Source organism: Novosphingobium sp. 17-62-19, assembly GCF_002256775.1.
Lineage (GTDB): Bacteria > Pseudomonadota > Alphaproteobacteria > Sphingomonadales > Sphingomonadaceae > Novosphingobium.
This window is the reverse complement of record NZ_NCII01000067.1, coordinates 1-25846: the sequence shown is the minus strand read 5'-3', so window position 1 is coordinate 25846 and position 25846 is coordinate 1. Positions and strand designations below refer to the sequence as shown.

Annotated in this window: 26 protein-coding genes and 1 other RNA gene; 9 read left to right on the top strand and 18 right to left on the bottom strand. The window is 62.0% G+C overall.

The features are described from left to right. Nucleotides 1-201 precede the first annotated feature (201 nt). Together gluP and B7X90_RS12645 are read right to left on the bottom strand one after the other, a co-directional pair. Nucleotides 202-1494: a glucose/galactose MFS transporter gene (gluP, locus tag B7X90_RS12650; protein ID WP_292624976.1), complete on the bottom strand. Its 1293-nt coding sequence runs from the start codon at nucleotides 1492-1494 to the stop codon at nucleotides 202-204. Nucleotides 1495-1611: 117 nt separating this feature from the next. After that, nucleotides 1612-2499 (bottom strand): LysR family transcriptional regulator, encoded by an 888-nt coding sequence (locus tag B7X90_RS12645; RefSeq protein WP_292624975.1) that lies wholly within the window; start codon nucleotides 2497-2499, stop codon nucleotides 1612-1614. A 97-nt stretch (nucleotides 2500-2596) separates the two neighbouring features. Between B7X90_RS12645 and B7X90_RS12640 the strand changes: the two genes are divergently transcribed. Continuing rightward, nucleotides 2597-3709, top strand: coding sequence for an S-(hydroxymethyl)glutathione dehydrogenase/class III alcohol dehydrogenase (locus B7X90_RS12640; protein ID WP_292624974.1), 1113 nt, complete (start codon nucleotides 2597-2599; stop codon nucleotides 3707-3709). Between the two features lie 64 nt (nucleotides 3710-3773). On the opposite strand, the gene B7X90_RS12635 is transcribed toward B7X90_RS12640, so the two are convergent. From B7X90_RS12635 to B7X90_RS12615, 5 genes are all read right to left on the bottom strand, one after another. Then, a complete protein-coding gene (locus B7X90_RS12635; RefSeq protein ID WP_292624972.1) occupies nucleotides 3774-4553 on the bottom strand; it encodes an SDR family oxidoreductase in 780 nt (259 codons plus the stop codon). A 165-nt stretch (nucleotides 4554-4718) separates the two neighbouring features. After that, the gene (locus B7X90_RS12630; protein WP_292624970.1) at nucleotides 4719-5261 is read right to left on the bottom strand and encodes an NUDIX hydrolase; all 543 of its coding nucleotides are present in this window, start codon (nucleotides 5259-5261) and stop codon (nucleotides 4719-4721) included. Next, nucleotides 5258-5938: a hypothetical protein gene (locus tag B7X90_RS12625; protein ID WP_292624968.1), complete on the bottom strand. Its 681-nt coding sequence runs from the start codon at nucleotides 5936-5938 to the stop codon at nucleotides 5258-5260. Before B7X90_RS12625 ends, B7X90_RS12630 begins: the two co-directional genes overlap by 4 nt. Then, nucleotides 5938-6777: a YgcG family protein gene (locus B7X90_RS12620; protein ID WP_292624966.1), complete on the bottom strand. Its 840-nt coding sequence runs from the start codon at nucleotides 6775-6777 to the stop codon at nucleotides 5938-5940. Before B7X90_RS12620 ends, B7X90_RS12625 begins: the two co-directional genes overlap by 1 nt. Before the next feature lies 1 nt (nucleotide 6778). Beyond that, entirely contained in the window at nucleotides 6779-7405 is a 627-nt protein-coding gene (locus tag B7X90_RS12615; RefSeq protein WP_292624965.1) for a LemA family protein, read from the bottom strand. A 181-nt stretch (nucleotides 7406-7586) separates the two neighbouring features. Here B7X90_RS12615 and mscL point away from each other — a divergent pair, with 181 nt between their 5' ends. Both mscL and ssrA read left to right on the top strand, forming a co-directional pair. Then, nucleotides 7587-8009 (top strand): large conductance mechanosensitive channel protein MscL, encoded by a 423-nt coding sequence (gene mscL, locus B7X90_RS12610; protein WP_292624963.1) that lies wholly within the window; start codon nucleotides 7587-7589, stop codon nucleotides 8007-8009. 43 nt (nucleotides 8010-8052) lie between these two features. Then, nucleotides 8053-8340, top strand: a transfer-messenger RNA (tmRNA) gene (gene ssrA / locus B7X90_RS12605). A gap of 121 nt (nucleotides 8341-8461) precedes the next feature. Here the strand turns inward: ssrA and B7X90_RS12600 are convergent. The 4 genes from B7X90_RS12600 to B7X90_RS12585 all read right to left on the bottom strand — a co-directional run bounded on the left by B7X90_RS12600 (nucleotide 8462) and on the right by B7X90_RS12585 (nucleotide 12364). After that, on the bottom strand, nucleotides 8462-8704 hold the full coding sequence (locus tag B7X90_RS12600; protein ID WP_292624962.1) for a hypothetical protein: 243 nt from the start codon (nucleotides 8702-8704) through the stop codon (nucleotides 8462-8464). A gap of 147 nt (nucleotides 8705-8851) precedes the next feature. Next, nucleotides 8852-10117, bottom strand: coding sequence for an N-succinylarginine dihydrolase (locus B7X90_RS12595; RefSeq protein ID WP_292624960.1), 1266 nt, complete (start codon nucleotides 10115-10117; stop codon nucleotides 8852-8854). A gap of 4 nt (nucleotides 10118-10121) precedes the next feature. Beyond that, nucleotides 10122-11159 (bottom strand): arginine N-succinyltransferase, encoded by a 1038-nt coding sequence (locus B7X90_RS12590; RefSeq protein ID WP_292624959.1) that lies wholly within the window; start codon nucleotides 11157-11159, stop codon nucleotides 10122-10124. Further along, nucleotides 11159-12364: a hydrolase gene (locus B7X90_RS12585; RefSeq protein ID WP_292624957.1), complete on the bottom strand. Its 1206-nt coding sequence runs from the start codon at nucleotides 12362-12364 to the stop codon at nucleotides 11159-11161. The genes B7X90_RS12590 and B7X90_RS12585 overlap by 1 nt, the downstream gene beginning before the upstream one ends. A 313-nt stretch (nucleotides 12365-12677) precedes the next feature. Between B7X90_RS12585 and B7X90_RS12580 the strand changes: the two genes are divergently transcribed. Together B7X90_RS12580 and B7X90_RS12575 are read left to right on the top strand one after the other, a co-directional pair. Next, nucleotides 12678-14807, top strand: coding sequence for a malate synthase G (locus tag B7X90_RS12580; protein WP_292624956.1), 2130 nt, complete (start codon nucleotides 12678-12680; stop codon nucleotides 14805-14807). Between the two features lie 111 nt (nucleotides 14808-14918). Then, nucleotides 14919-15377, top strand: a complete 459-nt coding sequence (locus B7X90_RS12575; protein ID WP_292624954.1) for a DoxX family protein — start codon at nucleotides 14919-14921, stop codon at nucleotides 15375-15377. On the opposite strand, the gene rsmA is transcribed toward B7X90_RS12575, so the two are convergent. Then, entirely contained in the window at nucleotides 15349-16170 is an 822-nt protein-coding gene (gene rsmA, locus B7X90_RS12570) for a 16S rRNA (adenine(1518)-N(6)/adenine(1519)-N(6))-dimethyltransferase RsmA (RefSeq protein ID WP_292624953.1), read from the bottom strand. The two genes, B7X90_RS12575 and rsmA, sit on opposite strands and share 29 nt — an antisense overlap. Next, on the bottom strand, nucleotides 16167-16856 hold the full coding sequence (locus tag B7X90_RS12565) for an HAD-IA family hydrolase (protein ID WP_292624951.1): 690 nt from the start codon (nucleotides 16854-16856) through the stop codon (nucleotides 16167-16169). Before B7X90_RS12565 ends, rsmA begins: the two co-directional genes overlap by 4 nt. 61 nt (nucleotides 16857-16917) lie before the next feature. On the opposite strand from B7X90_RS12565, the gene glmU reads away from it, so the two are divergent. Beyond that, nucleotides 16918-18267, top strand: coding sequence for a bifunctional UDP-N-acetylglucosamine diphosphorylase/glucosamine-1-phosphate N-acetyltransferase GlmU (gene glmU / locus B7X90_RS12560; RefSeq protein ID WP_292624950.1), 1350 nt, complete (start codon nucleotides 16918-16920; stop codon nucleotides 18265-18267). 26 nt (nucleotides 18268-18293) lie between these two features. Here the strand turns inward: glmU and B7X90_RS12555 are convergent, their stop codons facing one another. From B7X90_RS12555 to B7X90_RS12535, 5 genes are all read right to left on the bottom strand, one after another. Then, entirely contained in the window at nucleotides 18294-19031 is a 738-nt protein-coding gene (locus tag B7X90_RS12555; RefSeq protein ID WP_292624949.1) for a BglII/BstYI family type II restriction endonuclease, read from the bottom strand. Further along, nucleotides 19031-19684: an MT-A70 family methyltransferase gene (locus B7X90_RS12550; RefSeq protein WP_292624947.1), complete on the bottom strand. Its 654-nt coding sequence runs from the start codon at nucleotides 19682-19684 to the stop codon at nucleotides 19031-19033. The genes B7X90_RS12555 and B7X90_RS12550 overlap by 1 nt, the downstream gene beginning before the upstream one ends. Nucleotides 19685-19821: 137 nt before the next feature. Continuing rightward, nucleotides 19822-20091 (bottom strand): antitoxin, encoded by a 270-nt coding sequence (locus tag B7X90_RS12545; RefSeq protein ID WP_292624946.1) that lies wholly within the window; start codon nucleotides 20089-20091, stop codon nucleotides 19822-19824. Nucleotides 20092-20166: 75 nt separating this feature from the next. Further along, the gene (locus tag B7X90_RS12540) at nucleotides 20167-20577 is read right to left on the bottom strand and encodes a DUF3597 domain-containing protein (protein WP_292624944.1); all 411 of its coding nucleotides are present in this window, start codon (nucleotides 20575-20577) and stop codon (nucleotides 20167-20169) included. A gap of 156 nt (nucleotides 20578-20733) precedes the next feature. Beyond that, nucleotides 20734-21996 (bottom strand): GGDEF domain-containing protein, encoded by a 1263-nt coding sequence (locus B7X90_RS12535; RefSeq protein WP_292624942.1) that lies wholly within the window; start codon nucleotides 21994-21996, stop codon nucleotides 20734-20736. Between the two features lie 527 nt (nucleotides 21997-22523). Between B7X90_RS12535 and glmS the strand changes: the two genes are divergently transcribed. From glmS to B7X90_RS12520, 3 genes are all read left to right on the top strand, one after another. Further along, nucleotides 22524-24347 carry a glutamine--fructose-6-phosphate transaminase (isomerizing) gene (gene glmS, locus B7X90_RS12530; protein ID WP_292624940.1) on the top strand — a complete coding sequence of 608 codons (1824 nt, stop codon included), beginning with the start codon at nucleotides 22524-22526 and terminating at the stop codon, nucleotides 24345-24347. Nucleotides 24348-24383: 36 nt separating this feature from the next. Continuing rightward, entirely contained in the window at nucleotides 24384-25364 is a 981-nt protein-coding gene (locus B7X90_RS12525) for a GGDEF domain-containing protein (RefSeq protein ID WP_292624939.1), read from the top strand. A gap of 37 nt (nucleotides 25365-25401) precedes the next feature. Further along, nucleotides 25402-25846, top strand: a 445-nt coding sequence (locus B7X90_RS12520) for a tRNA (cytidine(34)-2'-O)-methyltransferase (RefSeq protein WP_292624937.1), incomplete at its 3' end; no start/stop codon positions are given.

Genomic DNA, 25846 nt, shown 5'->3' with positions numbered 1-25846 from the left:
GACCGGGCGTTGCTTCGACTCTCGAAAGCAGGCTAGTGGAAGTTTACGTAAAGGGAAAGAGGCTCACGGGTGCGGAACTGGCCCACCGCCGGGGTTCCGCTACGGCATCCTCTATCGGTTGCGGGCAAAAAAATTCGGCCCCGGTGCAGGTCTGAACCAGCGCCGGGGCCGTGGTGCCCGATTGCGGCCGGGTGGATCAGATCAATGCAGGCTTTCACCACCCGCGCGGCGCAACACCGGGGCTTTGGCTGCGCTGGCGGCGAAGAGCACCAGCAGCATATAGCAAGCCAGCGGTACGCTGAACGAGGCGAATATGCCCGCTGCATCTGTAACCGCGCCTGCCAGCGCCGGGATCAGCGCCCCGCCGATAATGCCGGTGCAGAGCAGGCCGGATGTGGCTTCTTCGCTGGCCGAGGATCGCTCAAGCGTCAGCGTGAAGATCACCGGGAACATGATCGAATTGAACAGGCCGATGGCAAGAGCGATATAGCCTGCCGAAACCCCGCCGACGAGGAACAGGTAGGCGCACATCGCAGCGGCAATCGCGGCAAACAGCACCATCAGCTTGGCCGCCGGGAAGCGCGCGAGCAGCACCGTGCCGATGGCGCGGCCAACCATCGCACCGCCCCAATAGAACGACACGGCCTTGCCCGCCTGTTCAAGGCTTGCGCCCCAGATCGCCTTGTCGCTCAGGTAGAACGCCATCTGCGTGCCGATGGCCACTTCGGCGCCGACATAGACGAAGATGGCCGCCGCGCCGAGGACGGCCCAACGTGAGGAAAACGCTTGCGACAGCAAAGCGCCGATGCCGCCGGTTGGCTGGGCAGGTGGGGCCGCTGCGGAAATGCGCGCGCGGTTGAAGAAGAAGAACGCCAGCAGCACGATCAACAGCCCGCAGATCCAGAAATAGGCGCGATCAATCCCGGCGAGCGCGGCTTCGCGCACGGCGGGCGTCAGCGCAACGCCATCGGACACTTCAACACCCTTGAGGAACAGCGATGCACCCAGTGCCGGGCCGAGGAACGTGCCGAACGAGTTGAACGTCTGCGACAGCGTCAGCCGGAAATGGCTGCCTTCGGGCTTGCCCAGCGCGGCGGCGAGCGGGTTTGCGGCCACTTGCAGTACGGTGATCCCGGCGGCCAGCATGAACAGCCCGGTCAGCACCAGAGGATAGGACGCGATATTGGCCGCCAACAGCATGACCAGACAGGCCAGCGTCATTGTGGCCAGCGCCAGCAGGATGGCCGGAACGGCGCGTATCCGACCGATGATCGCAGCAGCCGGGAAGCTCATCACACCATAGGCGATAAAGAACGCAAAGGCGGAAAGCTGCGCTTCGAGCGTGGTCAGCGTGAAGATGCCTTTCACGGCCGCAACCAGCGGATCAATCAGCGAAGTGATGAAGCCCCACGCGAAGAACAGCACGGTGACTGCGGCAAACGCAGCCTTCTGGGAACTCGAACCGGCGGGACGTGCTGATGGGGTGCTAGACACTGGGCTCTCCTCGACCGGCCGCTGCGGGGCCGTTGACAGTGCGGTCTAGCCAGCCTTGTCAGCGATGTCATCGCGCTTGCATAGGTATTACCCCAATGGTTGCGCTATCTTTTCAATTCAGCCTTGCGCCATTGCCGAAGCCAGTTCTCGCCGCAGCTTTTCGATCAACCGCTGGACCTTGGGCAGAAGGTGTCGCCGCTGGGGATAGACTGCCCAGATTGGGTCGTCCTCAGGCCGAAATTCGGCCAGCACTTCCACCAGTGTGCCATCGGCAATGGCGCGGCTCACGTAAAACGCTGGCAACTGGCACAGCCCCATGCCTGCGATGGCCGCATCGAACACTGCCGTGCCATTGCTGCAACGCCAACGCCCGCGCGGCCTGATCGTGCGCACTTCGCCGTCTACCCGGTATCGCCACATGTCGAGCGTGGCCGGGATGCAATCGTGCGATTCAAGATCATCCACCGTCTCTGGCGTTCCATGGGCCGCAAGATAGGCAGGCGAGGCGCACGTCACGATCCCCCGTGTGGCGACCTGCGTGCGGATCAGGCGGCTATCTGGTAACGTACCAGTGCGGAGGGCGAGGTCATAGCCTTCGGACACCAGTTCAACCACGCGGTTCGACAGGTCCAGATCAACCGACAGCTTCGGATAGTCCTGCACATAGGCGCGCACGATGGGCGCCACGAAGCGCTCGCCCAGGGCCGTCGGGCACGTGATGCGCAAGTGGCCTTGCGGCTCGCCCTGCAGGTCAAGCATGGCAATCGCTTCGTCACGCTCGGCAATCAGGCGGCGGAACTGGTCGACCAGCGTTCGCCCGGTATCCGTCAAGCTGACGGCCCGCGTGGTGCGATGGAAGAACTGCGCGCCAAGGCTTTGTTCCAGCCGGGCCACGGCGCGGCTTACGTGCGATGTGGACGATCCCAGCCGCTTGGCTGCGGCGACAAACGTCCCCGCATCGGCCACGGCCACCACCTCGTCTATCCCATCCCAGCGATTGGTCATTATTCTCGTCTTGCAACAGTGTTTCGCGTAATGCGCAATTTAACACTGCCCTAGCAATTATGCTATCGGCCCGCCACGATTATGGGAGACCGCTGACATGAAGACTCGCGCCGCCGTTGCATTCGCCGCCAAGCAGCCGCTGGAGATCGTCGAACTCGATCTTGAAGGCCCCAAGGCCGGTGAAGTGCTGGTAGAGATCATGGCGACGGGCGTTTGCCACACCGATGCCTATACGCTTGACGGGTTTGACAGCGAAGGCTTGTTCCCCAGCGTGCTGGGCCATGAAGGCGCAGGCATCGTGCGCGAAGTGGGCGCTGGCGTTACCTCGGTAAAGCCGGGCGATCATGTGATCCCGCTCTACACGCCCGAATGCGGCAAGTGCAAAACCTGCCTTTCGGGCAAATCCAACCTGTGCACCGCGATCCGCGCCACGCAGGGCAAGGGTCTGATGCCCGATGGCACGACGCGCTTTTCCTACAAGGGCCAGCCGATCTTCCACTACATGGGCTGCAGCACGTTCTCGAACTTCACCGTCCTGCCTGAAATCGCGGTCGCCAAGATCCGCGAAGATGCACCGTTCCAGTCTGCCTGCTACATCGGCTGCGGCGTGACCACGGGCGTGGGCGCTGTAACCAAGACGGCCAATGTGCAGCCCGGTGACAACGTCGTCGTCTTCGGTCTTGGCGGCATCGGCCTCAACGTGCTGCAAGGCGCGCGCATGGCTGGGGCCAACAAGATCATTGGAGTAGACCTGAACCCGGACCGTGAGGAATGGGGCCGCCGCTTCGGCATGACCGACTTCCTCAACACCAAGGGCATGAGCCGCGAAGACACCGTGGCCAAGATCGTCGAAATGACCGACGGCGGCGCGGACTATACCTTCGATGCCACCGGCAACACCGAAGTGATGCGCACCGCGCTTGAAGCTTGCCATCGCGGCTGGGGCACCAGCATCATCATCGGCGTGGCCGAAGCGGGCAAGGAAATCAGCACGCGCCCGTTCCAGCTCGTTACCGGTCGCAACTGGCGCGGCACGGCCTTCGGCGGGGCCAAGGGCCGCACCGACGTGCCGCAGATCGTCGACATGTACATGACCGGCAAGATCGAAATCGACCCGATGATCACGCACGTCATGGGTCTTGAAGAGATCAACACCGCGTTCGACCTGATGCACGCGGGCAAATCGATCCGCTCGGTCGTGGTGTTCTGACGCGGAACGGATTTGAGGTTGGCAAGGGCCGGTCGGACAGGACGTTCGACCGGCCCTTTGCTTTTCACATGGCTGAAATACCGCCGTCCAGCTTCAGCTCTGCGCCGGTCATGAACCGGCTTTCGTCGCTGGCAAGATAGAGCACGCCCGCTGCGATGTCGTTGGGCTCGCCCACACGGCCCAGCGGGATCTGGCGGGCAAGCTTGCCCATGACCACCGACTTTTCGAGACCTGCGTTGGCACCGATGCCATCGAGGATCGGGGTGTCCACGAAGGTCGGGTGCACCGAATTTGAGCGGATGTCCCAGCCGCGCTTGGCGCAATACAAAGCGACCGACTTGGACAACATCCACACCGCCGCCTTGCTGGCGTTGTATCCGGGCATGGTGTCGGATGCGATCAGCCCGGCGATCGAGCTGATGTTGATGATCGAGGCGGGCTGGCTGTCACGCAGCAGCGGCAGGGCCTTTTGGCAGCCGAGGAACACGCTGTCGACGTTGATGGCAAAGCCGCGGTGCCAGTCTTCCAGCGTGCAGGTCTCGATATTGCCGCGCACGCCGACGCCTGCGTTGTTGACGAGGACAGAGAGGCCGCCCATCTTTTCTGCGGCGAGCGCGATTGCGGCGTCCCAGTCCTCGGCACTGGTCACATCGTGGCGCATCGCAAAGGCTGTTCCAGCTCCCAGTTCCGCGTTGATCGCCTCGGCCTGTGCAGTCGCGCCATCACCGTTGATGTCGGTCAGCAGGACTTTCGCGCCTTCGCGGGCCAGCATCCATGCGTGTGCCGCTCCAAGCCCCTGTGCCGCGCCGGTGATGAGGGCCTTCTTGCCCTGAACTCTGCCCATTTTTGTTCTCTCCAATCCCATCCGCTGCTCCCCCGCGCAGGCGGGGGCCTCAGGAGTGTTACGGTACACTCGCGTAAACGGCCTGAGGCCCCCGCCTTCGCGGGGGAGCATGGTTTGTTTTGGTAGGGAAGCAATTCGCGCAGCATCACGCAAGCGCCAGAAGCGTCAGCCCAGTATGCCGGGCGACAGCAGAAGCAGCATCCGCACGTCGATAGCATAGCCCTCAGCGCGCTTGGCCGAAAGGAAGCGCTCGATTTCCGTAAGGGCAACCCGGTGCACGGTGATGCCTTCGCCCTCCACCCCGCCACCTTCGGAAATTTTTTCCAGATCGTGCGCGCGGAACAGCGTGAAGGCCTCTGTCACCATGCCGGGGGAGGAATGGAACTCGCCCAGCGATTCGATCCGGCCGGGGCGATAGCCGGTTTCCTCTTCCAACTCGCGCGCGGCGGCTGCGGCGGCGTCCTCGTTTTCGGAGCCTGCCTCATCCCCGATCAGCCCCGCGGGCAGTTCGATGCAGGGGCGGCCCAGAGGCACGCGGAACTGTTCGACCAGCAGCACGTGGCCATCATCAATGGCAAGGATGACCGCCGCCTTGATGTTGCGCGTGCGGCTCACATATTCCCACCGGCCACGTGTCTTGGCAGCGATGAAGCGGCCTTCCCAGCGGACCTGCTCAGGATGATCGCGGTATTCTTCTTCAAGGCTCATACTTCGATCAACCTGTCTGGCAGTTCGTTGGTGTCATCATCGCTGCGCGGGAAGTGTTCGGCCAGAACCTTGCCCACTTCGGCAACCGCAGCGGCTATGCCTTGTGCGGTTTGGCCTGCGCGCAAGGGATCGAGCATTGCCTTCATCGCGTGACCCCAAGTTTCGGGCGCGACTTTCGAGGCGATTGCTGCATCGGCGATGATCTCGGCGTGGTGTTCGTCGAGGCTCACATAGATCAGCACCCCGGTGCGGCCCAAAGTGCGGCTTTCGGCGCCAACGCGGAAGCACGTCAGCGCACGGGCGCGGCAGCGGGCATTGCGGACAAAGCGCGGGGTGAGCAAGCGGCCAAGCGGTGTAAAGCGCATCAGCAGGTACATCACGGCAAACTTGAGCGCGGCAACCGTGAGCGCAAGGCCGATGATGGCGCGCGGAGTCCATTCGAACGCCCAGAGGCCGAGCACCCTTTCGACCAACGAGAGGGTAGTGCCGGGTGCGATTTCCAGCGTGGAAAGCGCAAGAAGTGCCGCGAGTGCTGACCAGATCAGCGCGACATCGTGGTAGGCGTCAGAACGCGAGGTCACGATGGTGACGATCTCGCCCGCGCTGTGCGCTTCTGCCGCAGCCACGGCGTCGGACACGATCTTGTGATCGGCAACTGTCATTGTCGGCTGTGCCATCACCAGTCCCCCGAAGCGCCGCCGCCGCCGGAATCTCCGCCGCCGAAACCGCCAAAGCCGCCACCGCCGCCCCAATCAGACCCACCGCCGCTGCTCCAGCCTGAACCACGGTTGCTGTCAGAAGCGGCGCGCGCCAGTTCGCTCAGCCCCCACAGCACGATGCCGGGATCAATGCCGCTGCGCCGCTGCACATAGCCCTTGTTGCGGCGGCCAAGCACGGCAATCAGCACCACGATCAGCACGACCCAGAAAATGGCGCTGGCGATCACCGAACCGCCTGATTTCTCGCCCTTGTTAGCCGCTGCGGCAGCTTCGGCCACAGCCTTGGCATCGGCAGGATTGCGGTTGAGCTGGGTGAGGATCTGCTCCACCCCGGCCGTGATACCACCGGCATAGTCACCCTGTTTGAAGCGTGGTGTGACTTCGTTGGCCAGAATGCGTCCGGCCAGCACGTCGGGCAGAAACTCTTCGAGGCCATAGCCCACCTCGATCCGCACTTTGCGCTCGTTCGGGGCGATCAGGAAAAGCAGGCCCTGATCGGTCTTCTGCCCGCCCACGCCCCACGCGCGGAACAGTTCGTTGGCGTAAGTGTCGACATCCTGTTCGTCGAGCGAACCGACGGTTGCCACCACGATCGCCCGCCCGGTCTGCGCGTTATAGGCAGACAGGCGCTGGGTGAGGGCGGCTTCCTGATCGTCAGGAATGATGTTGGCCTGATCCAGCACCGGGCCGTTGGGCCGCGCAGGCATGGCAGCGTGTGCTGCGCCTGCCATCAGCAGACACAGCACCGCACATAGTTGCCAAATGGCCCGCGCCAAAGCCCCTTGGGGGCGGGTCATATTACTGTCCAGTTGCCGGAGCCGCAGGCGCGTTCATATCAAAGTTCACCGTCGGCGCGGTTTCGGCACCGGCTGCAGCCTTGAACGGCACCATCGGCTTGGCTCCGTGGATCAGCTTTGCACCGATGGCATCGGGGAAGGTGCGGATCGTGGTGTTATAGGCCTGCACCGCCTCGTTATAGCGCGTGCGGCTCACGTTGATGCGGTTCTCGGTGCCTTCAAGCTGCACCATCAGATCGGCAAAACGTGCCTGGCTCTGCAACTGAGGGTAGTTCTCCACCACGGTGCGCAACTGGCCCAGCGCCTGCGTAAGCTGGTTCTGCGCGCTCTGGAACTTCTCGAACTCGGCCGGATCGGACAAGTCATCGGTGGTGATGTTGATCGATGTGGCCGCAGCGCGCGCGTTGGTCACGTTCGTCAGGATCTGTGTTTCCGAGGCCGCTGCACCCTTGGCCGTGGCGACAAGGTTCGGGATCAGATCGGCGCGGCGCTGGTAGGAGCTTTCGACATCACCCCAGCGCGCCTTGGCCTCTTCTTCGGCAGCGGGGACCGAATTGATCCCGCAGGCCGAAAGGCTGGCGGCGGCAACAGTGGCAAATGCGATCTGGCTGAAGCGATTTGCGGCCATCGAAAAGTCTTCCCCTAAAGTGGGCCACAAGCGCGGCCCGGATAGGACAAGAGATAGAGCACCTGCGTTACGGTTCAAGTATGGAACCGTATTGCAACCGATTGAGGGTTGCCGTGCCAGCGGCCCGATGGCAGATAGCATTCTCCAATATGGTTAATGTGTCTAGGGGGAACTGGTCGACATGCTCGGAGAATTCAAGGCGTTCATCGCACGTGGAAACGTGCTCGATCTCGCCGTCGGTGTGATCATCGGCGCTGCTTTCGGCAAGATTGTTGCATCGTTGACGGACGATGTGATCATGCCGGTGATCAGCGCGGCGACCGGTGGCGTTGATTTCAGCCAGAAGTTCGTGCTGCTGGGCGCCATCCCTGCGGACTACAAGGGTGAGATGACTTACGCCGCGCTCAAGACCGCAGGCGTTGCGATGCTCGGCTGGGGCGCATTCATCACCGCGATCATCAATTTCCTGATCCTGGCCTTCGTGATTTTCCTGATCGTGCGCCAGGCCAACAAGGTCATGGCAAAGCCCGAAGAACCGGCAGCACCTGCCGGGCCGAGCGAGGTCGATCTGCTGACCGAGATTAGGGACGCGCTGAAGAAGTAAGACGGGTCTTTGATTTGCAGCGAAAGGGGCAGGAGCAATCCTGCCCCTTTTCTTTTGCCGCAGCATCCCTATATGCGTCCCTGCCGGTTTCGACCGGCTATGGTGATAAACTGCGGCGTGCAATAGGCACAGCGGACCCGGGGGCGGTACCCGGCGGCTCCACCATCACTACCGTGTTCTTCGGGATGCGGGCCTTGTTGTCGCAAGGGTGTTGATGGGGCCGAACTAGGATCCCTGAAGTTATAAAGCGAAAGCACGGTTCGGACCGAACCGGGTAACAGAATCGGAAACCGGGGGCTGGGGGCGAGCCTAGCAACAGAATCGCCCTATTGCCCTCATCGCTGGCGTTTCTTGGACCTTCGATCCTTCGACAGGCTCAGGATGAGCGGGTGTCAGTGCGAACTTCAAGAAGCCCGCTCATGCTGAGCCTGTCGAAGCATGACCCGCAAGCCTTAGGCCTCGGCTTCTGCCTGCTCTCGCGCCTGCTGATCCATGCGCACGGCATCAAGAATCTTGGCTCCGGCAATGAACACCGCGCCCGTGGCCGCCAGGAACAGCAGTTGTCCGCCAAATCCCGGATATTCGGTAAGGTATGCCTTGCCCCGCTCAACCGCGCCCAGCGACAGTGCATAGATCACCGCAAAGGCTTCAAACCGGGTCTTGATGATGAAGAGGCGACCAAACTTGCGAAGCATCCCTAGCAGTATCCTTTGTTTGCCAGTCATTCAGCAATGATCGTGCCAGATCATACGTTGCTGCAAAATGCCTGGTTAACGCGGCCTTCATTGTAAAGCGCGGCGACAAGCGGGCAAGGGACATGTCCCAAGGATACGCGCGAGCGTTCAGGCCAGTTCCGGCATTTCGAGCAGGTCCAGCAGCGCAGCCCGCGCGGCGATGATATTCTGCGCAAGAGATTCCCGTCCGAGATCAACAGGATCGATCTGTTCCGGCCAGAATGAACCGACCACAGCTTCGATCCGCGCAATCTTTGCCTCGTCCAGCAGGAAGCGCGGATTGACGGTGGAAGGATCGGCGACAACGCGCAGGCGCAGGCACGCAGGTCCCCCGCCATTGGCCATCGATTGCTTCACATCGACCGGAAACATGCGCCGGATTGGCCCGTTCGAGGCGATGTGCGCATCCAGCCAGCCACGCACTGAAGGCGTTTCCCACGCCTCCAGCGGGATCACGAGACCCATCTCACCCGTGGGAAGGGTGAGCAACTGTGCGTTGAACAGATAGCTCCTGATTGCATCGCCAAGGGTCACCACGCTGGCCGGCACAACCACGATTTCGGCCTCGGGCAAACGCGCGCGGATCGCGGCATAAGTGCCGTCAGGATCGGCAAAGGCTTGTTCATGTGCAAACAGCACCCGTTCATTGGCCACGGCCACCACATCGTTGTGGAATGCACCCGCAGCGATGGCCTCGGGCGATTGCTCCACAAACAGGCACCGCGCCGGATCGAGCCCGTGCAACCGGGCAACCGCGCGGCTGGCCTGCTCATGCTGTCGCGCAGGGAAAGCGCCGCCGGTCTTGCCATAAACGAAGATCTCCAGCCCCGGCGCATCGTGGCCTGCGCACATCCGCATGTGATTGGCCGCGCCTTCATCGCCAAAGCAGGGCGGGACGGCATCGTGCACCGCAAAGTGCGCGCTACTGGCAAAAGCCAGCCGCAACTGGCGCACGGTATCGGGCCACTCCTGCGAACGATGCGGCATGGTGACAAGGTTGGCGGCAGTCAGATGGCAGCGCCCATCCGCCGTATCGGGGGCAGGGCTGACCGTGGCCGCATTGGCTGTCCACATCGACGAGGCAGACCACGCAGCGGCGCGCAACCGGCGCTGAGCCAGGTCCGCATCGTCAATGCTGCCAAGCCCCAAGGCACCCAAAAACGCCGGATTGGGCCGGGGCAGTGGCGCGAACAGCCCCTGCGTCAGTCCCAAGCCAAGGTTGTGCCGCATCTTGCCCAGCCCCTGCAGGGCCGCCGCACGCGGATAGGACACTTCCCCCGCATTGCTGGACGAGGCCAGATTGCCAAGGCTCAGCCCTGCATAGTTGTGGCTGGGGCCGACAAGGCCATCGAAATTGATCTCTACCAGAGCCATCGTATTAGCGCTCCACGAACCACACTGCGTCGCCCGCCGCCACGCCCAGCGCAGCGGCGGCCACCGGATCGAGCGTCAGCCCATCGGGCGTCTCGGAAACTTCAGCAAAGGCGCAGCGGTAGTCAGACAGCCTGCCCGTCGCCACCAGCGCATTCATGGCCGATCCTTCCCCTTCCGGCGCGCGGACATGGGCGACCGGCAGTTCCTTTGCCTCGCAGATCGATCGAACCCGGTCGGTCCGTGCGGTCATAGTCGGCCCGCCGTCGAAGATGTCGACATAGCCTTCATAGGCAAAGCCTTCCTCCTCCAGCATCCGCATCGCCGCGCGGCCCGACGGGTGCGGCAGCCCGATGGCCGAACGTGCGGATTCGGGCAGCATGGCGATATAGACCGGGTGCTTGGGCATCAGATCGGCGATGAACTGGTGGCCGTTGATCGCGTTGAAATAGTCCGCTTCCTGAAAGCCCATGCCGAAAAAGCGCCCGGCCACGCCATCCCAGAACGGCGATCCGCCGCGCTCGTCGATCACCCCGCGCAATTCGGCCAGGATCTTCTCGCCAAAGCGCTGGCGGTGCATGGCGATAAACAGATAACGGCTGCGCGCCAGCAACATGCCCAGCCCCCCGGCGCGCTCGTTCGGATGGAGGAACAGCCCGCCCACTTCGCTCGACCCTTCCAGATCGGTGACAAGGTTGAGCATCTCGGCGCGGAACGTGCGGTTCAGTTCCTTCGAATGCTGCGTCAGCGTGGCCATGCGATAGGAATAGAACGGCCACTGACGCCCCACTGACGTGAATATCTGCGATGTTCCGCGCACTTCGCCGGTGGCAGCGTTTTCCAGCACGAACACGAACAGCTCGTCCTTGGGATTGCGCGGATCGCCTTCCTCTGTGTTGCCATAAGCCTCTGCCGCGCGGCCCAGCTTGGTGGTCAGCGCCTTGCGGTCAGCGGGCAGGTTGGTGAAGCCCCCGCCGGTCAGCTTGGCCATTTCATAAAGCGGCTGCAGATCGCTGGCGCGTGCGGCGCGGATACGGAACGTCATCAATTTCCCCCGGAAAGGCGGTGCAGCACCAGCGCCGAAAGCGCGGCGCGTTCTGCCAACGATGGCACGATCAGGAACTCCTGATCCGAATGGATCGCCCCGCCACGCACGCCCATCGTATCGACTACGGGCACGCCGCAAGCGGCAATATTGTTGCCATCGCAGACCCCGCCCGATGTCTGCCAACGGATCGGCTGCCCCAACGCCTCGCCACATTCGCGCACCAGCCCGAACAGCGCTGTCGCCTCAGGCGTCAACGGCTTGGGCGGGCGGGATACGCCGCCGTGGAGGTGAATTTCCACATCGTGCAACTTGGCAATCACCCGGATCGCCTCGCGCAGCGCAGCCTCGAACTGCTGCGCCAGTTCGGGCAAGCGCGGGCGTACGTTGAAACGCAGGACGGCGTGATCGGGCACGACATTGTTGGCGCTCCCGCCATCAATCCGCGCCGGGTTCACCGAAAGTCCCGGCGCTTCCAGCGCTTTCAGCCGCAACGCTAGATCGGCAGCAGCCAGGATGGCATTGCGACCGTCCTGCGGATTGCGCCCGGCATGGGCAGAGCGGCCCTTGATCACAGCACTGTAATTGCCGCTGCCGGGCCGCTCTCCGGCCAGCGTGCCATCGGGCAGGGCGGAAGGCTCATAAGTCAGCGCCGCCGCCTTGCACGCCGCCAGTTCCGCAATCAGCGTCGCGGACGACAGGCTGCCGGTTTCCTCGTCAGCATTGATCAGCACATCGTATCCCACCGAAGCCGCAACCGGGCTGGCCTCGAACAGTCTCAGTGCAGCAAGGATCACTGCAATGCCGCCCTTCATGTCTGCCACGCCCGGCCCGTTAAGCGTCTCGCCATCCAGCCATTGCAGCGTCTGGAACGGGTGAGTGGGCGCAAAGACCGTGTCCATGTGCCCGGTCAGCAGGTAGCGCCGTGCAGCCTGCGGGCGCACCGACAGCACCAGATGCGCCCCATTGGCCGTCTCGCGCTCGGTCCCGTCAGGCGCGATGGCGCTGACAGGGGCGGGATCGACCTTGCGGATGTCTCCCGGCAGCACGGCAAAGGCCTCCGCCAGCAAATGCCACTGCTGCGCAAGGCCCGGCAGATTGCCGGTGCCGGTGTTGATCGCGCACCATTGCTCGACCTGCGCAAGCATCTGAGCGGCATCAAGGGGCGCGAGCAGCGCATGTTCGGTGGGGGAAATCTGTTGCATCTGCAACCAGCCTAGCGGCTACAAGGCGTTGGGTGAACCCCTCAAACCCTTGATCACCACATCTGCACAATCACACCCATGTCATTGCGAGGAGGCGTAGCCGACGAAGCAATCCAGTGGCCGTTCTGCACCGCTCTGGATTGCTTCGCCCCGCTACGCGGACCTCGCAATGACGAAACTTGAGAATCGTGCTGTGTTGCCAAGTGGTTCGAAACTGGGCATAGCCTCAACCGTTCCTCCCCAGGTTCATCGGATTCGGCGCAGGCGGTATTCCCGTCGGCGCAGTTTATGTGAGCGTATGGACATGGGTGAAATGAACGAACGTACCGAGCGCAATGGCCTGCATGTTGATGCAGCCCTCGCCACTTTCATCGACCGCGAAATTCTGGGGCCACTGTACCTTGAACCATCAGCCTTCTGGCAAGGCTTTGCCGCGCTGGTCAGCCGTTTCGCTCCGGTAAACCGCGCCCTTCTGGCCAAGCGTGACACTTTGCAGGCGCAGATCGACGCATGGCACCGCGAACGTCACGGCAAGCCGGTCGACGCTGCCGAATACCGCGCCTTCCTCACCGAAATCGGCTATCTCGTCCCTGAACCGGCCGATTTCCTGATCGGCACGCAGAATGTCGATCCCGAAATCGCCACGATGGCCGGACCGCAGCTGGTCGTTCCCGTCCTCAATGACCGCTTCGTTCTCAACGCAGCAAACGCGCGCTGGGGCAGCCTCTATGACGCATGGTACGGCACCGACGCGCTCGATGCCGCCCCCGCAAAGCCCGGCGGCTATGACAAGGCGCGTGGGGCCGCCGTGGTCGCCGCAGGCCGGGCCTTCCTCGACGCCACATTCCCGCTGACCACCGGCAGCTGGACCGATTGGGACGGCGCGGGCGATCCGCCGCTGGCAGACGCAGCGCAACTGATCGCGCGCAAGGCAGGCGGACTGCTGCTGATCAACAATGGCCTGCACGTGGAGATCGTGCTGGATCGCACGCATCCCGTCGGCATGGACGACAAGGCGGGCATTGCCGACATCGTGATGGAAGCGGCGCTTACCTCCATCGTCGATCTGGAAGATTCCATTGCGGCGGTCGATGCGGAGGACAAGCTCGTCGCCTATCGCAACTGGCTCGGCCTGATGCGCGGCGATCTGGAGGCAAGCTTCCAGAAAGGCGGCAAGACCATGACCCGCGCGCTGGATGCCGACCGTGCATGGACCGGCGTCAATGGCGATGCGCTGACCTTGCCGGGCCGCAGCCTGCTGTTCGTGCGCAATGTCGGCCACCTGATGACCAACCCGGCGATCCTCCTGCCCGATGGCAGCGAGATCCCCGAAGGTGTGATGGACGCGGTGTTTACCAGCGCCATCGCCTGTCACGACATCAAGGGCCTTGGCCGCTATCGCAACAGCCGTGCGGGAAGCGTTTACATCGTCAAACCGAAGATGCACGGGCCGGAAGAATGCGCGTTCACCAACGACCTGTTCGATGCGGTCGAAGACCTGCTCGGCCTTGCCCGCCATACGGTGAAAGTGGGGGTAATGGACGAGGAACGCCGCACCTCGGCCAACCTCGCCGCCTGCATCCACGCGGTGAAGGACCGGATCGTGTTCATCAACACCGGCTTCCTCGATCGCACCGGGGATGAAATCCACACCTCCATGCAAGCCGGCGCGATGATCCGCAAAGGCGCGATCAAGGGCTCGGGCTGGATCGCCGCCTATGAAAAGCGCAACGTCTGCATCGGGCTGAAGCAGGGGCTTTCCGGCAAGGCGCAGATCGGCAAGGGCATGTGGGCCGCGCCCGACATGATGCGCGACATGATGGACCAGAAGATCGGCCATCCCAAGACGGGCGCGAACACCGCCTGGGTGCCATCGCCCACCGCCGCCACGCTCCACGCCATGCACTACCATCAGGTCCCGGTCTTCGCCCTGCGCGAAGGCATTGCTGCTGAACCTGTGCCCGGTCTCGATGCGCTACTGGCCATTCCGCTGGCAGACGGCGCGAACTGGTCGGAAGAGGAAGTGCGCGAGGAACTCGACAACAACGCGCAAGGCCTGCTGGGCTATGTCGTGCGCTGGATCGATCAGGGCGTCGGCTGTTCAAAGGTGCCGGACATTAACGACGTGGGCCTGATGGAAGACCGCGCCACGCTGCGCATCTCCAGCCAGCACATGGCCAACTGGCTGCTCCACGGCGTTGCCACCAGCGAACAGGTCATGGACAGCCTGAAGCGCATGGCGGTCAAGGTCGACGCGCAGAACGCGGGCGACCCGCTCTACGAGCCGATGGCGGGCAACTGGGAAGAAAGCTTCGCCTTCCGCGCAGCCTGCGATCTGGTGTTCAATGGCGTGGAACAGCCCAACGGCTACACCGAACCGTTGCTCCACGGATGGCGGCGCAAGAAGAAGGCGGCGATGGCAAAAGTGGCGGAACTGGCCTGACCCGGCCATGCTCTGATCGAAAGTTCCGCTTTCAGTGGGCGGATATATTCGTGAGGTGCGTAGTCGTCTTCATTCTATCCTCTCCCGACAATAAAAGTCGGGAGAGAAAATATGCTACGCAGTCTTGACCATTGGTTGGGCACGGTTTTTGCGCCAAAGGCAGGTTTGGTCGATGTCCTTTTCCGTCTGTTGACCAGCCTCATTTTCATCATCGGCGGGCTTGGCCATTTTGGCCGCTCCGACGATATGCTGTTGCGCATGGAGGAAACGCCCTGGCGCGAAGTAATCCGCTCGATCGGTGATCCCTTGTTGCTGCTGCACATGTCGGGCGCGGTTTTCGTCATCGCAGGGCTGATGCTTGCCATAGGTTGGATGACGCGGATTTCAGCGATTCTGTTGTTCGCTACGCTGGTGCCGATCACCGTTACGATCCACTTTGCCCCTGATCACGTTGGCCCGCTGTTCAAGAACGTGGCGATCCTAGGGGCGTTGTTGCTGATCATGGTGCGTGGTCCGGGCGCTTACGCATTGGACAACCGATTCAGCGGGTCAGCACCCGCGCAATGCTGACGAACTCCTCCACGCTCAGCGTTTCGGCACGTCGCTGCACATCGATCCCCAGAACCCCCAGCGCGTCAATCGCGCCCGGCAAGCCCTTCAACGATTGCCGCAGCATCTTGCGTCGCTGGCCAAACGCCGCCTCGGTCACTCGCTCCAGCATCCGCGCCGATACGCCTTCGGGCATCACGCCCGGCTCCACGTGGACGATGGCCGACATCACTTTGGGCGGCGGGGTGAAGGCGCTGCGGTGCACTTTCATCGCAATGCGCGGGGCCGCGCGCCACTGCGCCAGCACGGCCAGCCGTCCATAAGCGTCAGACCCGGCCGCTGCCACGATCCGCTCGGCCACTTCCAGCTGAAACATCAGCGTCAGCGATTTCCACTGCGGGGGCCAGTCCTGCCCTGAAAGCCAGCCGGTAAACAGCCCGGTGCCCACATTGTACGGCAGGTTCGCCGCCACATGCCACGGCCCGTCAAACAGCGCTGCGGCATCGATCTTCGTCGCATCGCCCGCGATGACGGTAAGCTGCCCCGGAAACGCATCCGAAAGCTCGGCCAAGGCAGGCAAACACCGTTTGTCCGTCTCGATGGCGGTCACTTTCGCGCCCGCGCGCAGCAGCGCCCGCGTCAAACCGCCGGGGCCGGGGCCGACTTCCAGCACGTTCTCGCCCGCCAGCTTGCCCGGCACGCGCGCGATGCGATCCAGCAATTGCTCGTCGAACAGAAAGTTCTGGCCCAGAGCTTTCGTGGCAAACAGGCCGTGCCGGTTGATGACATCGCGTAAGGGGGGAAGGTCGGTCATGCCGCGTCCTTACCACAGCCAAGCCGTTCCAGCGCGGGCACCAGTTCGTCAAAGTGATCGATCACCGTATCTGCCCCCAGATCATCGGCAGGCAGATCATTGAAGCCAAAGCGCACCGCGACAACCGGCAGCCCCGCCGCCTTGGCCGCGCCCACATCAAACGTCGTGTCGCCCACAAAGGCCGCGGTCCCGCCGCCGCACCGTGCAACCATCTCGTGCAGCATGTCAGGCTTCGGCTTGGCCCGGCCCGGCCCCAGCGTGTCTCCGCCGATCACGCAGGCAAAACGGTGGAGAATGCCCAGTTCCTCGAACAGGCGGACGGCAAGCGCTTCCTTCTTGTTCGTGGCAATCGCGATCTTCACCCCGTGTGCGTCGAGCGCATCAAGCATGGCTGCGCCACCTGGAAAGAACGCAGTGTGGTGGGCGATGTTTTCGGCATAGAACGCCACCAGTTCAGCCTGCAGCCCGTCGAACGCGGCTTCGTCCACCCCGCCCGATTCCGTCAGAGCGGACCGCAACATCTGTGCCGCTCCGCCGCCAACATGGCGCGTCACGTCGGCAAAAGGCACCGGCGGACGCCCCGCCAGCGCTAGCGCATGGTTCAAAGCCACGCACAGATCGCGGCTGGTATCGAGCAACGTCCCGTCGAGATCGAATCCGACGATGTTGTAAGGAAAGCTTGCCATCATGTGCGCAAGTGACCTCCCGTTCTGGAAAGCGCAAGAATTGTCTGGCAAAGGTGCCCGCATGACTGAAAACGCCCAACTCGCCATCATCGTCCTCGCCGCCGGAAAAGGCACCCGCATGAAGAGCGACCTGCACAAGGTTCTCCACCCCATCGCAGGCCGCCCCATGCTGATGCACCTGATGGCCAGCGCTGCGCAGTTATCGCCGGAACGCCAAGTCGTCGTTGCAGGCCACGGGCGCGATCAGCTTGAAAAGGCACTGGGAACAAGCGCCACCATCGCCGTGCAGGACCCGCAGCTTGGCACCGCCCACGCCGTGCAGCAGGCCGAAGGCGCGCTGGCAGGCTTCGATGGGGATGTGCTGATCCTCTATGGCGATGTGCCCTTCGTCCGCACGGAAACGATGCAGGCGATGATCGCCCGTCTGCATGAGGCTGATAGCCCCGCCGCCGTCGTGCTCGGCTTCGAACCTGAAGACGCGCTGCAATATGGCCGCGTCATCGCGCAGCAGGGCCGCATCATGAAAATGGTCGAACACAAGGACGCGACCGAGTCAGAGCGCCAGTGCCGCACCTGCAATTCGGGCCTCATGGCCCTGCGCAGTGCAGACCTCTTTAGCCTGCTCGCCCGCGTGGGGAATGACAATGCGCAGGGCGAATACTACCTGCCCGACGTGGTCAACATCGCCATCGCCGATGGCCGCACTTGTGCGGTGGTGGTGACGGACGATGCCGACGAAGTGGCGGGCATCAATTCCCGCGCCGAACTGGCCCAAGCCGAACACCGCTGGCAACAGCGCCGCCGCGCGACTGCGATGGCCGATGGCGCAACCCTGATCGCGCCCGAAACCGTGTGGTTTGCCTGGGACACGCAGATCGGCCGCGATGTCATGATCGAACCCAACGTCGTCTTCGGCCCCGGCGTGACCGTGGCAGATCACGTGACGATCCACGCCTTCAGCCACCTCGAAGGCGCAACGCTCGCGGCTGGAGTCCAGATCGGCCCCTACGCCCGCCTGCGCCCCGGCGCGGACCTGCGCGAAAAGGCCAAGGTCGGCAATTTCGTCGAAATCAAGAACGCCGTCCTGCACCCCGGCGCCAAGGCCAACCACCTCACTTACCTCGGCGATGCAGACGTGGGCGCAGGTGCCAACATCGGCGCAGGCACGATCACCTGCAACTATGACGGCTACTTCAAGCACAAGACCGTCATCGGCGAACGCGCCTTCATCGGCTCGAACAGCGCCCTGATCGCACCGGTCAAGATCGGCGCAGACGCCATCGTGGCGGCAGGCAGCGCTGTTTCGCGTGACGTTGCAGATGGCGAATTGCGCATGGTGCGAGCGGAGCAGCTGGTGAAGCCGGGCTGGGCCGACCGCTTCCACGATGCGATGAAGAAGAAGAAGGGGTGAGAGGCGCAGGTGGTTCTAGGGCCAGCCTAGGCGCCCATGTCGACGATCGAAGGAGGCAATCCGAACAACACCAGTGGGCAGGGATTCCCAACGCCACGCCGCACCCGGTCTTGCAACTTGTTCCAGTGAGTCGTCGCCATGCCGTATTTGTCGCTGCAAAACATCGCTGCCCAGGCATCGGCAAAAGCCTCACCACGCAGAACCTTCGTTTCTACAATGATTTCCTGTCGCTCAGTTGGCCGCTTGAAGCCCTTCGATTTCAAGTCTGCAAACGATATCACCCGATTCTGAATTGCCCAATCCCTGACCATCGTGCGCAACGCTGCCTGAAGTTCCGAGCCCCGCGTCAGGATGGCGGCAACACCCACTACTCCTTCGGCATGTAGGCGTTTGAAATTTTCCAGATCACGGTCGAAAAAGGGATCCTTGTTATTCCACTCGATCTCAAGCGCAAAATTGCCGCGATCCGTTGCAAGGAAATGGTCGATTTCATGCGAGATCGACTCTTTCTCGACGCCATCGACAATCTTCTTCATTTCGATATTGCGCTTCCGCCAGCCCAAGGCATGGAAACCCCGTCGCAGACGTTGCGTGAGTTGAGCTTCGCCACCTCCAGAATTCACGATTTCGCTGATCGGAAGTTTCACGCCGAGCAATGCGTCTTCCAGTTCACGGGCAACCTTCGGGAAATCGACGCTTAATATGGCTTCAGCGTGGCTTGCGAAATTGACTTCATACCCAAGGCTGCGCAGTCGTTCGAACATTACTCTGCAGCTACACCCATCGCGCTGTTATATCCATATGTTGCCCAATCGGGAGTGTAGTTTTCGTCGGCCTGATTGCCCCAAACGGTCCAACCTTTGCGTGCGCCGCGACTGAACAATTCAATCCTCGGCCCCCAGCTGCAATCTTCGATGATCTTATACTGCTCATCGGGCTTGCGGCTGTGTTCACGTTTGCGGGACTGAATCATGTTCACCTGAGTTCGGCCTGGAGCGAGCGTTCGTGCATTCTTCCCACGCACGCCAAAAAGCAGGATCTCAGTGACGTTGCGAAAATAGAAGCCGACGCCACGACCATCAGAACCACCGTCTTTGCGCACTTTGTGCCAGACAATATTGGAAATGTAGCGAAAGCCCCACGCATTCATCACCTGCAAACCTTCAGGTAGAAGTGCATTGGGAACCCAAAGATAGAGATGTGCCGGATCATCCGAAACTTGTTCGACCGGCAAGGAGCAGATCTCCTCCAGCGTCATCGTTCCGTACCGGTTTAGCCGCTTGTGTTCAGGTGCAACCTTGCCAGTGCGATTTTGAAACTGCCAAGGCGGGTCCGCCAAAATGGTCGCAAACTTGGTGCGTCCGGCGGTTTCAAGCAGACTTCGCTGCGCTTCGACAAGTTCGGGAGAAGAGAACATAATGGGATCTTTCCCGATGGAGTAGTCCCTGTCAAGCGCTCCGCCAGATAATCGGTCGGTTCCCGACGTTTCTCCACAAATCCTGTTGGGGATTGCGATGACAGTCCACTAAAACCTCAAAACCTCTACGCCATTAATCAACCTGCAATCGCCCGCCCAGTCTCACCTGCTCTCAGTTCATCCTCAAGAATCGTGCTAACGCTCCTGCCAGAAACTGCGCCACCCAGCCCATCACCGATCCGCTGTTCCAGCAGGCTCTTGAGATCTCGCCACGCCTGATCGTCGTCAATTGAAGCAGGGAAAAGCCGCTCCAACGCATATTGCCGGATCGTTTTACCCTGCAGCGCCGCGCTGGCTTTCAGACGCTGGTGCTGCTGGTCGCTCATGTCGATGGTAAGGCGGCTCATCATTCTGCTCCGATCTGGGTTCCCACATTACCACAAATATGACTTTCCACAACGCTGAGCCGCCCCCACCAAGCCTCAATCCATCAATTCAGCCGGAACCTTGCCGCCATTCTCGGCCAGCTTGCGCATGGTCGCTTTGTGCAGCCAAATGTTCATTTCCGCCGAACCATCAAGCGCGCCGGTATAGCCCAGTTCCTGCGCCAGTTCCTTGCGGTTGGCGAGGCTGGAATCGATCCCAAGCAGCTTCATCAGGTCGACAATCGACGTGCGCCAGTTGAGCGACTGCCCTTGGGCCATTTCGGTCAGATTGGCCTCGACATCGACTGGAGCAGCCGGGGCAGGCGCGGCGGCTGACGGGGTTGGGGCACTTGGGACCGGGGCGGCTTGCGCAGCGGGGGCAGGCGCAGGCTTGGGAGTCTGCCCGGTCTGCGTGGGCCGCGTGCCCTTCCAGGAAATGGCGTCCATAATCTTGCTGAAAATGCTCATCGGCTGCTCCTGCTTGGGTTTTCACCACAAGTAACCGGCAGAAGCGACATTGTGTTCCGGGAATACGGTGCAAGATTGCGGGGACGGTTTGCCAAATCCCGGATTTTCCTTTTCATGCATGGTGCCAAAGATCTGTGCAGCGTCGCACCCTCCAGATCAAGCCGCCCGAATCGTGCCTGTTTTCAGCTCGTGAACCACCTGTTCTGGCTTCACCACGACACTGACAACGCAATTGCGCCCGCGGGCCTTGGCTTCGTACAGCGCCTTGTCGGCGGCGGCGATGACCTGTTCCACCGATGCCATGGGCGATGGTTGCACCACTGTGGTGCCGATGCTGACAGTCACCGTGCTGCCATCGGTGTAACCGGGATGCGGGATGCCCAGATCCTCCACTGCCTTGCGCAGGGCTTCTGCAACCTTCAACGCCGGTTCGGGTGACAGGCCCGATGCGATTGCGGTAAATTCCTCGCCGCCAAATCGCGCGATGTACTGACCGTGACGATGCGTTTCTGTTTGCAGCGCGGCTGCTACTTTGCGCAGGCAGTTGTCGCCTTCATCATGGCCCGCTGTATCATTGAACAGCTTGAAGCGGTCGATATCGATCATGAAGATGCTGAACCAGTCGTTCCGGGCGGTGGCCTCGGCCCAGGTGCGGTTCAGCGTTTCGGAAAGACTGCGGCGATTGCGCATGTTGGTCAGGGGGTCGGTATCGGCCAGTTCCGCCAGCGCGTTCGTCAGGGCGATCAGCTGCGCGGACTTCAACTCGTCTTTCAGCGCCACCAGAAAGGCATTGCGCGATGCGTGTTCCGCCCGGAAACGGACCGCCAGCGGCATCACCGAGGCCCCGGCGATAAAGCTGCAAATCGTCAGAGTATCCGGGTTTCCGCCATGCAAGAAGAAGGTAAGCGCAAACATGGCAACGACGGAAAGCACCGTTGAGAACACGGCTTCGCGTACCGATGCAGGCAGGACGATAGTGGTGAATATGATGATCAGCCCCGCTGCCATCAGATAGCGGTCATTGTGCGGGGCAGGAGCCTGAAGCCCCAGAAACGAAACCACGGAGACAAATACGACCAAGGGCAGGATGACTGCGGCGCTTTTCGCGCGCGCAATCCCTCGCCGCAGAACCAGCATTGCCGCGATATAGACCGGCGTCGTGACGCCCAGGCGCAGTACCAGTCCGATATCCAGATTGTCGACGGTGTAGTCCAGCGGGAGGCACGCGATATTCGCCAGCATCGTGCCGAACATCCAAAGCACAATCGTGGCACGCCGCGATTCATCGGTGCGCCGCTCGTATTCGGCTTCGAGTTCGGGTGCGAGCGCGACAGCCGGAAATTGCCGAGCAAGCTCCGCGTCGATCGCATCGACTTTTGAACTGGAATAAGAGCGCTCTTCCATCGTGTACCAACCCATGGTGCCGAAGCTTCAGAAGTGTGACGGGAAAAGGTTAACGATTTATCGGGAAGAGCTGCAGTATATCTATATATGCGTTTGAAATAAATATGTTTAACCATCAGAAGGCCCGCATCATGCGCGATGTTTCCATCGTTTGAAACAGCGGCGAGCTGGAGCGAGTTGGCCGTTGATGGGGGGAGTTGACCCGTAACAAACCATTTTCCTACAGCCTTGGAAAAATGGCACGGTTTCAGTATGATCGGTTACCCCTCTCAAACCTGCCAAAACCTTGCTGCAAAGACCTTGCCGTGCCCGTCGCGCGCCGGTTCCACCAGCGCAAAAGCCGCCCGTGAGTTTCTCTCTCAGGACCGTGTAAACTGTGTAAACCCCTTCAGGAAAACGCCCGCGAACCTGAACGGAATCACCGCTTCAACCCCGGTTCATTCCCCGCTGGACAAAAGACGGCGCGCTCGCGATTGGAAAGACAATCCCAAGGTTTTCGTGCGACAGCGTGCGGACACAAGTTACAGGATCAAGCCAGACTCATGTGCGGAATCATCGGAATCGTCGGCAAGGAACAGGTGGCAGACCGGCTGGTCGATGGCCTGCGCCGGATGGAATATCGTGGGTATGACTCGGCAGGCGTTTGCATGGTCGAGGGCGGGGCGCTTGTCCGCCGCCGCGCGGAGGGCAAGCTGAATAACCTCGTGCTGGAACTCGAACGCAATCCCGCCTCTGGCCTGATCGGCATTGCCCACACCCGCTGGGCCACCCACGGCGCGCCCACCACCAGCAACGCCCACCCCCACGCCACGGGCGAAGTTGCGCTGGTCCACAACGGCATCATCGAAAACTTCAAGCCGCTGCGCGAAGGCCTGATCGCGCGTGGCCGCACGTTCGAAAGCGAGACCGACACCGAAGTCGTCGCGCACCTCGTGTCCGAACTGGTCGAGGCAGGACAGTCACCGCACGACGCGGTCAAGGCCGTGCTTCCGCAATTGCGTGGTGCCTTCGCGCTCGCCATCGCCTTTCGCCAGCATGACGACATGCTGATCGGCGCGCGCCTCGGCTCCCCGCTGGTCGTGGGCTATGGAGATGGGGAGACCTACCTCGGCTCCGACGCGTTGGCGCTCGCGCCGCTGACGCAGAAGATCACCTACCTCGAAGAGGGCGACTGGGTCGTCATCACCCGCACCGGCGCGCAAATCTTTGATGCCGCAAGCAACGCGGTGACCCGCCCCGTTGTCGCATCGGGCGCGACAGCCGCTGCAATCGAGAAGGGCAATTACCGCCACTTCATGCAGAAGGAAATCTTCGAACAGCCGGTGGTCGTCGCGCAAACCCTTCGCTCCTACTTGCGCCGGGTCGAGCAGACCGTTGCCCTGCCGCAGATCGACTTTGATCTCGCCAGCATCAACCGCGTCACCATCGTCGCCTGCGGCACCAGCTTCTATGCCGCGATGGTCGCCAAATACTGGTTCGAACAGTTCGCCCGCTTGCCGGTGGACATCGATGTGGCCAGCGAGTTCCGTTACCGCGATCCCGTACTGGAACCGGGCGGCCTCTCGCTGTTCATCTCGCAGAGCGGGGAAACGGCTGATACCCTCGCCGCGCTGCGGCACTGCAAGGCCGCTGGGCAGACCATCGCGGTCGTCGTCAACGTGCCTACCAGCACCATGGCGCGCGAGGCGGATCTGCTGCTGCCCACCCACGCCGGCCCGGAAATCGGCGTCGCCTCGACCAAGGCTTTCACCTGCCAGCTTGCGGTGCTTGCCGCTCTGGCGGCGCACCTCGCAGTAAAGCGCGGGCGCATGAACCGTGCGGAAGAGGCCGCAATTGTAGAGCATCTGGTAGAAGTGCCCGCCGCACTCAATGCCGCGCTCAACCACGATGACGAAATCGCAGGCATGGCCCACCTGATCGCACCGGCACGCGATGTGCTCTATCTCGGGCGCGGCGCGGACTATCCGCTGGCGCTCGAAGGTGCGCTGAAGCTCAAGGAAATCAGCTACATCCATGCCGAAGGCTATGCCAGCGGCGAGATGAAGCACGGCCCGATCGCGCTGATCGACGAACTCGTCCCGGTGATCGTGCTTGCCCCGTCAGGCCCGCTCTTCGAAAAGACCGTCAGCAACATGCAGGAAGTCCGTGCCCGCGGCGGCAAGGTCGTGCTGATCTCGGACGCCGAAGGCATCGCCGAAGCGGGCGATGGTTGCCTTGCCACGATCGAGATGCCCAAGGTCCATCCCCTGATCGCGCCGCTCGTCTATGCCGTGCCGGTGCAACTGCTGGCCTATCACGTTGCCGTGGCGAAGGGTACTGACGTGGATCAGCCGCGCAATCTGGCCAAGTCTGTCACCGTAGAATAAGCAAATCTTCACGATGGGCCGGTATATCGGCCCATTATGGAGATGTTTGCCGCCGCACGCACGATCAAGGCAGCACAGGGCGCTGAGCCCCCCGCCGTGTCTGACGAGGACGTCGCCCGCCTCTCGCGCCTGCATTTCCTCCAGAATATTGCCTACTACCAGATCACCAACATCGTCCCGCTCGCGCTGATCGCGCTGTGCAGCGTCTACCTGCCCGACTGGCGGTTGATGGCGTTGTTCCTGATCGGCAACGCGGCGTCCCTGCTCGGCATGAACCTCGTCAGCCGTACCATCCGGCAAGATCAGGATCCGGCACGCGCTGGATTGTGGTGGCGGGTCTACGAAATGCTTGCGCTGATGTCTGGCCTGTTCTGGTCGGCCTGCATGTTACCGGTTATCACAACGCTCGGGCGCGACATGGCCTCGATGTTCGTGTGCGTTGTCATCATCGTCTCTATCGCGGTGACCTGCATGGTCGTGGCGACAGAGCGGCGCTTGGTAACCTTCTTCCTGTTCGGCGCGCTGGTCTGCCTTGTTCCGCAAACCATCATGCACATGGTTGAGATTGGCCCGATCCCGCTCGTCGCAACGATCGGCCTTGGCCCTGCGCTGATCGGATTGGGCGATACCGTGCTGGTGAAAGCCGCCGAAGTGATCGCCCGCCATGTTGGCCCGCATGACGTGGTCGGGCGCGGCGACGGCGCCGTGGCACGCTGGGGCGGAGAGGAATTCATCGTCCTGCTTAGCCATTGTCCAGTCGATCAAGCAGTGCGGATCGCGCACGAGTTGCGCAATGGTCTAGCCGCCATGCGCGGAATTGATTGGCCGGAAGATCTGGTAACCACGGGCTCGCTCGGTGTGGCTCCCTGGGATCCGGGACTTGCGCTTCACGCCTGCATCAGTCGTGCGGACGAGGCGATGTATCGTGCCAAACAAGCCGGACGGAACCGCGTCAGCGTCAGCGTCTACGGCCGGGCAAGCACAGAGCACCTTGCTGCCATTCCCACAGGGCAGTAAGCGCCGCGCTCTACTCTTTGGAAAGAGCGCAAGCCTAATGCGTCTGGCCCTTTACGAACCCGAAATTGCCGGAAATGTCGGTGCGGTCATGCGCCTCGGTGCATGTTTTGGCGTTGATGTCGATCTGATCGAGCCGATGGGCTTTGGCTGGGACGATCGCCGCGTCCGTCGCGCCGCGATGGACTACATCGAACACGTTCAGGTCATACGCCACAAGGGCTTTGTTGAATTTCACGAAAGTGTAACGCCGCGTCGGCTTGTCCTGTTCACCACGAAAGGCCAGCAATCACTGCACGCTTTCCGCTTTGAACCTGATGACGTGCTGCTCTTCGGCAAGGAAAGTGCGGGCGTACCGGCGTCGGTTTCCAGTGTTTGCGATGCGTTGGTCCGCATCCCGATTCGTCGTCAGGTTCGTTCGCTTAATCTTGCGATTGCGAGCGCGGTTGCGTTGGGGGAGGGTCTGCGTCAGACGGGGGGCATTG